The 12,647-nt window shown below is 71.1% G+C and carries 12 protein-coding genes; 9 read left to right on the forward strand and 3 right to left on the reverse strand.

Going from position 1 to position 12,647, the window contains the following annotated elements; translation table 11 throughout:
* Position 1 precedes the first annotated feature (1 nt).
* Positions 2–700 carry a phosphatase PAP2 family protein gene (locus ACZ4QV_RS27835; protein ID WP_361159038.1) on the reverse strand — a complete coding sequence of 233 codons (699 nt, stop codon included), beginning with the start codon at positions 698–700 and terminating at the stop codon, positions 2–4.
* A gap of 209 nt (positions 701–909) precedes the next feature.
* Entirely contained in the window at positions 910–1,914 is a 1,005-nt protein-coding gene (locus tag ACZ4QV_RS27840; RefSeq protein ID WP_361619532.1) for a C40 family peptidase, read from the reverse strand.
* A gap of 341 nt (positions 1,915–2,255) precedes the next feature.
* Between ACZ4QV_RS27840 and ACZ4QV_RS27845 the strand changes: the two genes are divergently transcribed.
* The 8 genes from ACZ4QV_RS27845 (at position 2,256) to ACZ4QV_RS27880 (ending at position 11,033) form a co-directional block, all read left to right on the forward strand.
* Positions 2,256–2,588 (forward strand): Scr1 family TA system antitoxin-like transcriptional regulator, encoded by a 333-nt coding sequence (locus tag ACZ4QV_RS27845; protein WP_467763558.1) that lies wholly within the window; start codon positions 2,256–2,258, stop codon positions 2,586–2,588.
* A 63-nt stretch (positions 2,589–2,651) separates the two neighbouring features.
* A complete protein-coding gene (locus ACZ4QV_RS27850; RefSeq protein WP_125045682.1) occupies positions 2,652–2,873 on the forward strand; it encodes a DUF397 domain-containing protein in 222 nt (73 codons plus the stop codon).
* A 240-nt stretch (positions 2,874–3,113) separates the two neighbouring features.
* Positions 3,114–3,422 carry a hypothetical protein gene (locus ACZ4QV_RS27855; protein ID WP_030021086.1) on the forward strand — a complete coding sequence of 103 codons (309 nt, stop codon included), beginning with the start codon at positions 3,114–3,116 and terminating at the stop codon, positions 3,420–3,422.
* Between the two features lie 609 nt (positions 3,423–4,031).
* A complete protein-coding gene (locus tag ACZ4QV_RS27860; protein WP_361159044.1) occupies positions 4,032–4,880 on the forward strand; it encodes a DUF8175 domain-containg protein in 849 nt (282 codons plus the stop codon).
* Positions 4,870–6,252: a hypothetical protein gene (locus ACZ4QV_RS27865; protein ID WP_361619529.1), complete on the forward strand. Its 1,383-nt coding sequence runs from the start codon at positions 4,870–4,872 to the stop codon at positions 6,250–6,252. Before ACZ4QV_RS27860 ends, ACZ4QV_RS27865 begins: the two co-directional genes overlap by 11 nt.
* Complete coding sequence (locus ACZ4QV_RS27870; RefSeq protein ID WP_361585318.1) at positions 6,249–7,811, forward strand: SCO6880 family protein; 1,563 nt, start codon at positions 6,249–6,251, stop codon at positions 7,809–7,811. The genes ACZ4QV_RS27865 and ACZ4QV_RS27870 overlap by 4 nt, the downstream gene beginning before the upstream one ends.
* A gap of 28 nt (positions 7,812–7,839) precedes the next feature.
* Positions 7,840–9,264 (forward strand): ATP-binding protein, encoded by a 1,425-nt coding sequence (locus tag ACZ4QV_RS27875; RefSeq protein WP_361159074.1) that lies wholly within the window; start codon positions 7,840–7,842, stop codon positions 9,262–9,264.
* Between the two features lie 110 nt (positions 9,265–9,374).
* A complete protein-coding gene (locus ACZ4QV_RS27880) occupies positions 9,375–11,033 on the forward strand; it encodes a type IV secretory system conjugative DNA transfer family protein (RefSeq protein ID WP_361585357.1) in 1,659 nt (552 codons plus the stop codon).
* 11 nt (positions 11,034–11,044) lie between these two features.
* Here ACZ4QV_RS27880 and ACZ4QV_RS27885 read toward each other — a convergent pair whose 3' ends face one another.
* Positions 11,045–11,587, reverse strand: coding sequence for a GNAT family N-acetyltransferase (locus ACZ4QV_RS27885; protein WP_361159053.1), 543 nt, complete (start codon positions 11,585–11,587; stop codon positions 11,045–11,047).
* A gap of 129 nt (positions 11,588–11,716) precedes the next feature.
* Here ACZ4QV_RS27885 and ACZ4QV_RS27890 point away from each other — a divergent pair, with 129 nt between their 5' ends.
* Positions 11,717–12,529: a DUF6796 family protein gene (locus tag ACZ4QV_RS27890; RefSeq protein WP_361159079.1), complete on the forward strand. Its 813-nt coding sequence runs from the start codon at positions 11,717–11,719 to the stop codon at positions 12,527–12,529.
* Positions 12,530–12,647: the final 118 nt, after the last annotated feature.

Consider the following 12,647-nt stretch of genomic DNA (forward strand, 5'->3'; position numbering starts at 1 on the left):
GCTACGCCGCCAGGTCCTCGTCCCGCTCCTCGCGCGCCACCGGCGGTACGGCCGCCACCGGCTCGGAGACCGCGCGGGGCGCCGGGCCGCCGGCCCGGACGAGCCACCAGGCGGGCGAGCGCCCCACAGCCGTCGTCACCGGGACGAGCATCGCCTGCGCCACCGGCGCCAGCAGCAGCGCCACCGCCGTACCGAGCGCGAAGCCGCCGATGACGTCCGTCGGGTAGTGCACGCCCATGTAGACCCGGCAGAACCCTTCCAGCAGCGCCAGGCCGATACCGATCAGCCCGTACACGCGGTGCGCGATGAACAGCCCCACGCCGACCGCCATGGTCAGCGTCGCGTGGTCGCTCACGAACGAGAAGTCCGTCTTGCCGGGAATGAGCACTTCCAGTCCCGCATGGACCCGGAACGGCCGGGGCCGCTCCACCACCGCCCGGATCGGTATGTTGGCCAGCAGCGCCACCCCGGCGGCCAGCGGCGCCCAGACCAGGCCCGCCACCGCGCCCGGCGCGTCCCGCCGTCTGCGCGCACCCCACCAGGCGATCAGACACAGCACGGCGAGCGCGGCGATGAGGCCGTACTCACCCACGAACTTCGTGGCGCGGTTGAGCCACTCCGGTGCGTCCTTCGCGAGGCCGTTGATGCCGTCGAGCACGTTCACATCGGGGTTCGACCCGTCCATTGCGAGTCCAGCCATCTGCCGCGGCCCCTTACCTTTCGCGCGCGCGAGCGCCGTGTGAGTGCTGCCAACCCCCGTGGTCGTCGGGCGTGGCCGGATTTCCACGGCCTCGCCATGTCTCCATGCCCAGGAAACGCGATGGACAGCCGAGCCGTTCCAGCTTCCACCGGATGATCACCAGGACGTTATCGAAGAGAGACTGATGTCCGCAGTTCAGGGCCCCATGTTCACGCAGCGTTCGACCGGGGCAGCGCTTTCGCGCCATCTTCGGTGACGCGGGTCGCACCGATGTAGTCCGGCGTGTCGATCTTGTCGAAGCGGATCACCGCTCCCGTGTACGGAGCGTTGATCATGTAGCCGCCGCCCACGTAGATCCCCACGTGGTGGATGGACCGCGGATCGTTCAGGTTGTGCGCGAAGAACACCAGGTCCCCGGGGAGCAGCTCGTCCCGCTTCGGGTGCGGCCCGGCGTTCCACTGGTCGTTCGCCACCCGCGGCAGCTCGATGTCCACCGAGTGGTACGCCGCCTTCGTCAGCCCCGAGCAGTCGAACCGCCCGTCCTGGTCCGGCGTGCCGTTCCCGCCCCACAGGTAGGGCTTGCCCAGTTGCTCCTGCGCAAAGGTGATCGCGGCGGCCGCCTGCCGGGACGCCGGGACCCGCCCCACCGGCGCCTCGAAACTCTTGGCGAGGGTCGTGATGATCCTCACGTAGTTCTGCGTCTCGCGGATCGCCGGCACCCCGCCCGCCTTGATGACCCGGTACGCGCCCGCGTTGTACGCCGCGAGCATGTTGTGCGCCGGGTCGCCGGGCACGTCCTTCACGTACTTCGCCAGCTCGCAGTCGTACGACGCCGCCGACGGGATCGCGTCCGCCGGGTCCCACACGTCCCGCCGGCCGTCCCCGTTGCCGTCGATGCCGTGCGAAGCCCACGTACCGGGAATGAACTGGGCGATCCCCTGCGCCGCCGCCGGGCTCTGCGCCTTCGGGTTCCAGCCGCTCTCCTGGTACAGCTGCGCGGCCAGCAACGCCGGATTGATGGCGGGACACAGATTGCCCCACTTCTGCACCAGCGGCTGGTACGACGCCGGCACCGCGCCCTTCGCCAGCCCCACCGCCCGGCCCGCGCCGCCCGCCAGGCCCGCGGCGGCGGTGTACGTGCCCACCACGAGCAGCGCGAGGAAGCAGAGCACCAGCCCGACCCCGACCCCACCGGCCACCCAGTATTTGCGCACCCCTCAACCCTCCCCCATACGGGCGCGTTTCACCGCCGTTTTCGTCATGTACCTCACCACACGACGGCTGTACGGGCCCACACCCACGCCCCCGTGAACCGCCCGGGGCGCGCGGCCCCGCCCCGCTCCCGCCCCCTCACTCCCCCAGCCCGAACCGGACCGGCTCCCCGCCACCCGGCCCGTGCCGGCCCACGCCCCGGCCGTCGGCGCATGCCCCGGGCCTCTCCGGCGACCGGGCCGCCGTCCTGACCGACGCCGCCCGCCAGCGCGTCAGCCACATCGAGAGCGACCGCGTCCACGTCCCGTGCAACGGCCTCCACCACCTCCTGCGCTCCACCGCCATCCGTATGCACGCGCCCTCCGTCGTGCCGGGCATGTTGCAGGCCGCCGATTACGCCCGCGCGTTGAGCGACATGGCGGAGGGGACCGACCGGAACGAGGCCGTCGACCGCTACGTCGACTTCCGTATCGCCCGCCAGCACATCATCCGGCCGGTGCGTGGAGGTGGCCGCGAACACGAACGGACCGATCCTCTGCCCGGAGTGCGACCGGCCAGGGGTGGCCGCCCGTGTGAGCGCCCGCGCCTGGGCCGCGTTCCTCCGGGACGCCAGGACGGGGAGCGGCCTCCCGGAGCGACACCCACCCGCCCCCGAGCCGCCCCTGACGGGCCGTAAAGTCCTCCGCGTACGAGTGAGTGCACGAGGTCGCCGCCCACCGCGGACCCGACGGAGGAACTGATGCCGACCACCCCCACTCCCCCCGAGAACCTCACCTGGCAGAAAGCCACGGACGACGAGAGCGCGCCCGAGTACATCGAGGTCGCCTTCGGGGCCGACGGCAACGTCTACCTGCGGACGAACACCGAGCCTGACAACGTCGTGGTCACCACGCGCGTCAAGTGGGACGCCTTCGTCCTGGGGGTGAAGGCCGGCGAGTTCGACCACTTCGTGGGGCTCTGAGCAGCGCCCGTCACGGCGCACCATTCGAACATTGCCCGGTGTGATCGGCCGTGATACACACGGTGACACCGACGGGTCCCCGGGCGACGCACGTCCCCGTACGCACGCAATCCCCACGGGATCCGTCAAAGAAAGCCGCCAAGTCGACATCTGGTGGCGGTTTTGTCAGCGAAGATAGATGCTGGCCCGTACCGTGTGGCGCGGGTACGCAACAACCCATAAGGGGCGGTGAGTTCATTCATGCACTTGGCGGCCGAAAAGGGCGACATCACCACCATCATTGGCGGAATCGCCCCGGACTGGGGTCCGTTCGGGACACTGGGCAACGAGGCACGCGTCATGATCGAAGTGGTCATGGCAGTAGCGATTCTGCTCTGTCTCGGCATCGCGATCTGGGGCGCGGCGAAACAGCGCATCGGCGCCACCGCGCTGCGCGACACGTTCAGCGCCGAACAGGGCAAGGGCCTCATCGTGGCCGGCCTGACCGGTGTCTTCATCATCGGGTCGCTCGGCACGCTCTTCACGATCGTGTACGGGATGGCCGTGTAGCCGGGGCGGTCGGCGACGGCCGCGCCGGCACCCCGGGAGGGCCCGGCCGCCCCGTACGGACGACGGGCCGACGGCCCGGCCGGCGAACGGACAGGCCTTGCGGGCCGCAGCCGCCCCTGTAGCACCACCGCGCCCCACCGCCCCCTCCCATCACCCCGAATCCCCTCGTCCACGCCTCGCACGCCCCCGGCGCAGCGCACCACGGACCGCCTCCTCCCGTACACCCCGCCGGCCGCCCGCACCACAGCCCCTCCTCACCTCCCCCACCACCGGCCACACCCCACCGCCGAGAGCACCCGCCGATGCCCGCTCATTCCGCCCCGAACCGTTCCGCTTTGCGCCACTCCGGCGAGCAACGGTCCGATTGGGCCGCGTACCGGGCGGGGACACAAGGGCTTGGCGGGGACCGAGCGGCAGCCGCGGCCCACGGGGTGACCGCAAGTGCCGCAGAGTCCCCCATTCGCCTCTTCCGCCCGACATCTGAGGTCCCGTCACGGTGAGATCTACTCGTACCACTGCGCCCGAGCCGCTGCCCGCGCGGCTACGGTCATATACGGGCGGCAAAAGGACAGCAGGGACGGCCAGGTCGGTTGAGGGGGCACAGGCACGATGAGTCTCAGCGATGGCGGTGGATACGGCGGTGGCGAGCCGGGCGGCCCGGACACGGGCGGCCAGACCCGCACCAGACTCCCCGACGGCGGCGGCGACCCGTACGGGGGCGGCCGCCGCACCCGTACGGGCTCCTCCAGCCGGAACCTGATCACGATCGTCGGCGTGGTGGTCCTCCTGATCGCCGCCATCGCCTTCGCGAACCGGGGCGGGGACGGGCCGGGGGCGGGCGACGACAACGCTAAGGAAGCCGACGCCCGCTCCACCGCGCCGACCGGCACCAAGCCGGTCGAGGGCAAGAACGGCGGCATCGCGTCGGGCTTTGCGAAGACGGAGCAGGGGGCGCAGTCGGCGGCGGCGAATTACGCGGTGGCGCTCAACAGTGACGGCATGTACGAGAAGGACCGACGGCGGACGATAGTCACCACGGTGTACGCGCCGGACGTGGCGGCAGCCCGCGAGAACGCCCTCGACAAGGCGTACGGCAACCCCAAGTTCCTCGGCCGGATCGGGCTCAAGCCCGACGGCCGGGCCCCCGACGGCTCGACGTTCGTCTCCCGGGCCAACCCGGTCGGCACCAAGGTCGAGAAGTTCTCGGGTGCCGCGGCCAAGGTCTCGGTCTGGTACTCGGCCCTCTTCGGCATCGCCGGAGCCGATTCCAAGAACCCGGTCGCGGAGGGGTGGTACACGAACACCTTCGACCTGCGGTGGATCGACGGGGACTGGAAGATCACCGACTTCACGCAGAAGGACGGTCCGGCTCCGGTCGGCCGGGACCAGACCGCGTCGTCGGCCGAGGAGATGTCCAAGGCTGTGCAAGGTTTCGGAGGGTTCACGTATGCCCGCTAACCATCGTCGTCGCGTTCTCTCCCTCGCCGCACTGGTGACGGGCGTACAGACGGCTGTCCTCCTCCTGGCGTCACGCGCCTTCGCGGAGCCGAGCCCCACCCCCACCCCCACACCCACTCCCACGGGCACGGGCAGCCCTTCGGCGAGCCCCTCTCCGAGCAACGAGGCATGCGACCTCATTCGCGGCCTCGCCAGGGAATATTGCCAAGAGGGCGATAAAGCTGACACCACCCCCAAATCCCCCGGCGGCCTGACCGACAACAACCCCCTCGACCCCCTCACCTCCCTCGCCAAGGGCTGTGCCGACGCCGCCGCCTGGATCGTCAACAAGCTGTCCGACGCCGTGAAGGCGACCTCACAGGTCGACTTCACCAACGCGGCCTTCCTGAAGCAGTACGCCGTCGTCTTCGCCGCCTCCACCGTGCTGACGCTCGTGCTGTGGCTGCTCGCCGTCGCCAAGCGCGCCGTGCGCGGCGTGCGGCTGACGGAGGCGATCAGTGAGGCGATCGGGTTCCTGTGGCTGACCGTGCTCGCCTCCGCGTTCACGCCGCTGATCCTGTACACCGTCGTCTCCGCGACGGACGGCATCACCGAGATCATCGCGAAGGGGACGGGCGCGCAGACCGACACCTTCTTCGGTGCGTTCGCGGCGGCCCTGAAGAAGGACACGGACATCGGTGGCGGCCCGATCATGCTGATCGTGGTCTCGCTGGTCTCGGTGCTGGCAGCCGGTGTGCTCTGGCTGGAGCTGGTGATCCGGGCGGCCCTGCTGTACGTGGGCGCGCTGCTCGGCACGGTCGTCTACGCGGGCCTGGTCGACAAGAACATGTGGGGGCACGTCCGCCGCTGGGCGGGCATCATGATCGCGGTGATCATGGTGAAACCGGTCATCGTGATCGTCCTGGGCATCGCCGGCGCGCTCACCACCGGCGACGGCCCGAACGCCATCTCGGCCGTCGTCTCCGGCCTCGCGATCATCCTGCTGGCCATCTTCGCCAGCGCCGTGATCTACCGTTTCGTACCCGGTTTCGGCGACGAGATGGTCTCGGCCCGTACGAACAAGAAGCAGGCCACCGAGGGCTCGCAGGCCGCAGCCGTGATCTCCTCGCCCGCCGCGCTGGTGTCCCAGGGCATCAAGACGCACAGTTCCCGCAGGTCCGGCGGGGGCGGCCAGGAGCAGGGCGGCGGCCAGGCCCGGCCCGCCGACGCGGTCTCCGGCGGTGTGGCCGCCCACGGCAGCCGCGGCGGCTCCGGCGGCCGCGTCCCGGCCCCCGCCTCGCCCGCCCCCCGTTCGCGTCCGTCCCCCGGTTCCAGCTCCGGCTCCACCGGCACCGCCCGCTCCGGCAAGACCTCAGGAGGTGACGGGCGTTGACGACCCAGTCCCACCCGATCGCGCCCCGCCGCACGTACCTGATCGGCCGCGCCCGCCCGAACGCGATCGTCGGCAAGAACCGCGAGACCGGCGAGATCGCGCTGATCATCGCGGGCGCGTTCCTCGGCATGGTGTGCGGCCTGCTGGTGCCGGTGCTGTCGCTGCGGATCGCCACCCTGACCGGCTTCCCGCTGCTGGCGATCGCCGCGGTCTACTTCCCGTACCGCGGCCGTACGTTCTACAAGTGGTTCGAGATCAACCGCAGCTACCGGCGTACGGTCCGCCAGGGCACGACGTACCGCTCCGGCGTCGCCGAGGCCGGGGTCCGGCTGGACGGCCGGGAGGTGGAGATCGGCCCGCCGCCCGGCATCGGCCGCATCAACTGGCTGACCGCCCCGTTCGGCCCGGACGAGATCGCCGTCCTGCTGCACGCCGACCGCCGTACGGTCACCGCCGCCATCGAGATCGAGGGACCGGGCGTCGGCCTGCGCGACAGCGAGGACCAGGAGGCCCTCGTGGAGCGGTTCGGCACACTGCTCAAGCACGTCGCCAACGGGGACGGCTTCGTCACCCGCCTCCAGATGCTGGCCCGTACGCTCCCCGCCGACCCCGACGCGCACGCCAAGGACGTCGCCCAGCGCGGCAACGCCGACTCCCCCGCCTGGCTCCAGGAGTCGTACGACCAGCTCCAGTCCATGGTCTCCACCTCCTCCGAGCAGCACCGCGCCTACCTGGTCGCCTGCATGCACTACACCCGCGAACTGGCCGCCGAGGCCCACACCATGGCGCGCGCCGCGCACCTGCACAACGGCGGACTGATCCGCAAGAAGCTGGACCGGGACGCGGGCCTGGCCGTCGTCATGGCACGCGAACTGACCGACATCTGCGCGCGGCTGGCCGAGGCCGACATCCGTGTGCGCCAGCCGCTCGGACAGAGCCGGCTGTCGTCCCTGGTGCACTCCATGTACGACCCGGACCACCCCATCGACCACATCCAGGCGATGAGCCAGCGCAACGCCTGGCCGGCCGAGCTGGACGCGATGGAACCGACGTACCTCCAGGCCAAGACCCGTGAGTCGGCCACCCGCGCGCCGTGGTGCCACGCCACGGCCTGGGTCAAGGAGTGGCCGCTGACCCCGGTCGGCGTCAACTTCCTGGCGCCGTTGCTGGTGCACACTCCCGATGTCATCCGTACGGTGGCGGTCTGCATGGACCTGGAGCCCACCGAGATCGCGATCGAGCGGATGCTGACGGAGAAGACCAACGACGACGCGGAGGCCAGCCGGGCCGCCAAGATGAACCGGGTGGTCGACCCGCGCGACGTGGCCCACCACGGCCGCGTCGACCAGCGCGGCGAGGACCTGGCCTCGGGCGCGGCGGGCGTCAATCTCGTCGGCTACATCACCGTCTCCTCCCGCTCCCCGGAGGCACTGGCCCGCGACAAGCGCACCATCCGCGCCTCGGCGGGCAAGAGTTACCTCAAACTGGAGTGGTGCGACCGGGAACACCACCGCGCCTTTGTGAACACGCTGCCGTTCGCGACCGGGATCCGCCGCTAAGCCGCTGGGAGGCGCGTACGTCATGGCCATGCTCGATCCGCTCGCAGCGCTCACCGAGGCGTTCACCAGCTTCCTGTTCGGGAAGGTGGAGACGACGCGGCTTCCCGTACGGACCTCCACCGGCCAGGCCCAGGCCGTCTACCTGCCGACCGCCGCGCCGGGCCTGGGCGACTCCGGCGTGATCATCGGCCGCGAGGTCTACAGCGGCAAGGGCTACATCTACGACCCCTTCCAGCTCTACGGACAGCAGTTGCCGGCCCCGCACTGGCTGGTCCTCGGCGAGTCCGGCAACGGCAAGTCGGCGCTGGAGAAGACGTACGTCCTGCGCCAGCTCCGCTTCCGCGACCGGCAGGTCGTCGTCCTGGACGCCCAGGGCGAGGACGGCGTCGGCGAGTGGAACCTGATCGCCGAGCAGCTCGGCATCACCCCCATCCGCCTGGACCCCACCGCCGCCCTGAACGGCGGTATCCGCCTCAACCCCCTCGACCCGTCGATCACCACCACCGGCCAGCTCGCCCTGCTCCGTACGATCATCGAGGTCGCCATGGGCCGCGGCCTGGACGAGCGCTCCGGCTTCGCGCTCAAGGTGGCGCACGCGTACGTCAACGAGACGATCACCAACCGGCAGCCCGTACTGACCGACATCGTCGAACAGCTCCGCCACCCGGAGGAGGAGTCGGCGGAGGCCATGAACGTCGACATAGACGACGTACGCGCCTGGGGCCTGGACGTCGCGCTGGTCCTCGACCGGCTGGTCGACGGCGACCTGCGCGGCATGTTCGACGGCCCGACCACCGCCGGCATCGACCTCGACGCACCGCTGATCGTCTTCGACCTCTCGCACATCGACCGCAACTCGATCGCGATGCCCATCCTGATGGCGATCGTCGGCGTCTGGCTGGAGCACACCTGGATCCGCCCCGACCGGAAGAAACGGATCTTCCTCGTCGAGGAGGCCTGGCACATCATCAACTCGCCGTTCGTCGCCCAACTGTTCCAACGGCTGCTGAAGTTCGGCCGCCGCCTCGGCCTGTCCTTCGTCGCCGTCGTCCACCACCTCAGCGACGTGGTCGACGGCGCCGCCGCCAAGGAAGCCGCGGCGATCCTGAAGATGGCCTCCACCCGCACGATCTACGCCCAGAAGACCGACGAGGCCCGGGCCACCGGCGCCGTCCTGGGCCTGCCGCGCTGGGCCGTCGAGATCATCCCGACGCTCACCCCCGGCATCGCGGTGTGGGACGTCAACGGCAACGTCCAGGTCGTCAAACACCTGATCACCGAGGCGGAACGGCCGCTGGTCTACACCGACCGGGCGATGACCGAGAGCTCCGCGACGATGACGGAGGAAGCGCTCGCGATCGGGCGGGCGGCGGACGCGGAGGCCGAACAGCGGGCCGAAGCGCTGGCGCTGCGGCGGCAGTTCCGGGACGAGTCGAGCGAGACGGTGGCGTGAGGCGGGCATACGGGCACGGGGGCGGGGACGGGCGCGGTGGTACGGGCCCGCAGGGCGGCTCGGGAGGCGCAGGGGGCCCTGGCGGCCCGGGTGCCGGGCGGGGGCGCGGCATCCCCGACTCCCTCCTGATCGGCGTCCTCGCCTTCCTCCTCGGCCTCACCCTCCTGACCTGGACGGCGACCGGCCTGGCCGGACTCTTCACGCAGGGCGCCTGGCCGGACGGGGTGACCTTCACCCGTACGCCCCTGGCCCTGCGCAGCCTCATAGGCGCCCCGCACGACCTCGCCGCCGCCTGGCCCGACACCCCGGCCGTACAGCTCTCCGGGTACGGGCTGTTCTGGGGCATCCTCATCAGCGAACTGCTGGTCCTGGTCGTCCTGACGGTCTTCGTCCTGGGGACGATCGCCCGCTACCGGGCCGTACGGGCCCATCGGCACGCTGTGGGCAAGAGGAGCGGGTGGGACGGGACCACTGGGGCCTTCGGGTGGGACGGGGCTGCTGAGACGGGTGCGGCCGCTGGCACGGGCGGGGCCGACGGGCAGAGCCAACCGGCGTCTGCGGACGGCCGATCCGCGGCTGCCGCCCCTCCCCCGGCCCCTACGCCCACCGCACCACCGCCCTACGCGCCTCCCGCCACGCCACTGCCGGCCTCGCAGCTTGCTGTGCCACCGACCTCGGAAGCCACAGTTCCAACGCCCTCGGGACGTGGGACACCACCGGCCTCGGGCCCCGCAGCGCCAGCGGCCTCATGGCTCACTCCTGCCGCAGCGGCCTCGGGGGCACCCGTGACGGCCGCCCCGACCCCCACACCGGCCTCACCAGAGACTCCTGCCACTCCCACCCCGGCCGTCCACTACGGCACCGACCGCCGCCAGGCCGGCACGCTCGCCGCGGCTGCCGTCGCCGCCGCCGAAGGCCCCCTCGTCGTGGCCACCACCGACCCCGCCCTCTGGGCCGACACCAAGGACGGCCGCGCCAAACTGGGCCCGCTGCTGACCTACGACCCGCAGCACCTCCTGGACACCCCGGCCCGGATGCGCTGGTCCCCGACGTCCGGCTGCGAGGACATCGCCACCGCCACGGCCCGCGCGACCGCGCTCCTGGCCCCCGTACGCCCTTCCAGCACCCTCGACTCCGCGGTGGCCGACGCCGCGACGACCCTGCTCCGCTGCTGGCTGCACGCCGCCGCCGTGGACGGGCGGCCCTTCCGCCAACTGCACCGCTGGGCCCACACCAAGGGCGCCGCGCACGAGCCCGTACGCATCCTGCGCACGAACCAGAAGGCGTCGGCGGGCCAGGCGGGCGAGCTGGAGTCCGTACTGACCGCGCACACGGAACGGCGCGAGATGGCTCAGGAGCTGGTCTCCCGCACCCTGGCGTCCCTGGCCTCGATCCACATCCGGGACGCCTGCAATCCGGAGCGAACCGATGCCCTCCTTCTCGAATCTTTCATCGACGAAGGGGGAACGCTCTACGTGGTAGGGGAATCCATCGAGGATCCGCGAACCACTCCGGGTGCGATGCCACTGTTCGTCGCACTCCTCTCCAACGTGGTCGAGCGCGGCCGCCGCATGGCCGAACGGTCATCCGCCGGTCGGCTCGACCCACCACTCACCCTCGTCCTGGACGACATCGCGGCGCTGGCGCCGTTCCCCGCTCTGCCCGGCCTCCTCGAAACCGGCCGTGCACAGGGCCTGTTGACGCTGGCCACGATGCGCTCCCGGGAACAGGCCCGCGCCCGCTGGCCCCGCACCCCGCTCCCGGACTGACCGGCGGCCCGCTACGCGCGCTCCAGCGCCATCTCCCGCTCGACAGCGGCCTCGTCCTTGGGATCGGCCATCGTCCGGCCGGTCTCCACGAAGCCCAGCGACCGGTAGAGGGCCGCCGCGCGGTCGTTCTCCTCGTGCACCCAGAGCCGTACGCGCTCCACCGCCGGTCCGGACCGGCTCCACGCCCACTCCACGGCAGCGGCGAACAGGTCGCGCACCAGCCCCGTGCCGCGGTGCTCCGGGCGTACGTAGACCCCCACGATGTGCGCCCACGGCGCCTCGCCGCCCCGCTCGTCCGCGCCCTCCTTCTCGACGAGCACGACGACCATCCCGCCCCAACTGCCGTCCGGTGCCTCGCCGATGAACGTCAGCGGGTCCCGGTCCTCGTCACTCCGCGCCGCCCGCCGCTGCCACACCTCGTCCGGGTACGCCGCGACCTTCTCGAACCCCTCGTTGAAGGCGATGCGCGCCATCGGATCGGAGAGTGCCGCCAGCCGGAGTTCCCTGAGCCGCTTCCACTCGTCCGCCTTGACCGGCCTGATCAGATACCCCATCGGCCCAGCATCCCAGCAGCCCGTCCCTCTGGCCACACGTAATTCTCCCTCCCCACCCCGCACTTACTAGTTAGGCTAGCCTCACCTAACTAACATTCTCCTCATGGAGGCACCGCCTTGCCCCGAGCCATGTCCCCCTCCCCCTCCGACCCAACGCCCCTCAAACCCACCGCGTCCGCGGAGCCCCACCCGACACCACCCGGACACCCCACCTCCCACCCCCGACCTCAACACCGCCCCCAAACCCTCACCGCCCTCCGCCTGGCCGGCATCGCCGGAATCCTGACCTCCGTGGCCTGGCTCGTCGGCGACATCCTGCTGCTCGGCAAGCCCATGGTGTCGCCGCACCAGTTCCCGATCCTCGACGCGTACGACGGCATGGCCCGCGACTCACTGGCCGCGATGCTCCCGGCCTCCACCACCCGCCTGGCCTGGGGCGCCCTGCTCGGCGTCCTGACCGGGCCGCTCTATCTCTACGCCTGCCGCCACTTCCGCCACGCCCTTCTCCCGCAACCCCGCCGCCTCGCCCTGCCGCCCTTCCTCCTCCTGACGGCCGGCTACGCGCTCGCCCCCTTCGCCCACGGATCGTTCTTCTACTGGGGCCAGGCCGCGAAGGCGGTGCACGAGTCCGGCGCCGACGCCGCGGCGCTGGTCACTCTTCCGGGCGACCTCGCCACAGTGCTCTTCATCCCGTACGCGGTACTCCTGGTCCTCTGGGGTGTCGGCTCCGTCTGGATGGCCGTCCTCGTCCTCCGCGGCGGCACCGCTCTGCCCCGTTGGATGTGCATCGCGAACCCGCTGGTCTGCACGCTGATCGGCACTCTCGTCACCAAGCTCTGGCCCGGTGCCGTGGGTACGGCCCTCCAAGGAGCTGCCCTGAGCGTCGCCAACCTGCTGCTCTTCTCCCTCACCACCGCGGTGTTCTGGAAGAAGACCGGCTGAAGAAAGCCGGCTGGCACTGTCCCGGAACGCAAAAAAGCTCCGGTCCCTGAACCAGAGGTTCAGGGACCGGAGCTGAAAAATTGTTCGGCGGCGTCCTACTCTCCCACAGGGTCCCCCC

The organism is Streptomyces sp. NPDC026394 (assembly GCF_055567735.1).

Excerpts from the sequence above, each read along its gene's own strand:
- ACZ4QV_RS27835 (WP_361159038.1), bottom strand. The coding sequence starts at position 700 with ATGGCTGGACTCGCAATGGACGGGTCGAACCCCGATGTGAACGTGCTC.
- ACZ4QV_RS27850 (WP_125045682.1), top strand. The coding sequence starts at position 2,652 with ATGCCGACCACCCCCACTCCCCCCGAGAACCTCACCTGGCAGAAAGCC.
- ACZ4QV_RS27855 (WP_030021086.1), top strand. The coding sequence starts at position 3,114 with ATGCACTTGGCGGCCGAAAAGGGCGACATCACCACCATCATTGGCGGA.
- ACZ4QV_RS27860 (WP_361159044.1), top strand. The coding sequence starts at position 4,032 with ATGAGTCTCAGCGATGGCGGTGGATACGGCGGTGGCGAGCCGGGCGGC.
- ACZ4QV_RS27865 (WP_361619529.1), top strand. The coding sequence starts at position 4,870 with ATGCCCGCTAACCATCGTCGTCGCGTTCTCTCCCTCGCCGCACTGGTG.
- ACZ4QV_RS27875 (WP_361159074.1), top strand. The coding sequence starts at position 7,840 with ATGCTCGATCCGCTCGCAGCGCTCACCGAGGCGTTCACCAGCTTCCTG.
- ACZ4QV_RS27885 (WP_361159053.1), bottom strand. The coding sequence starts at position 11,587 with ATGGGGTATCTGATCAGGCCGGTCAAGGCGGACGAGTGGAAGCGGCTC.
- ACZ4QV_RS27890 (WP_361159079.1), top strand. The coding sequence starts at position 11,717 with ATGTCCCCCTCCCCCTCCGACCCAACGCCCCTCAAACCCACCGCGTCC.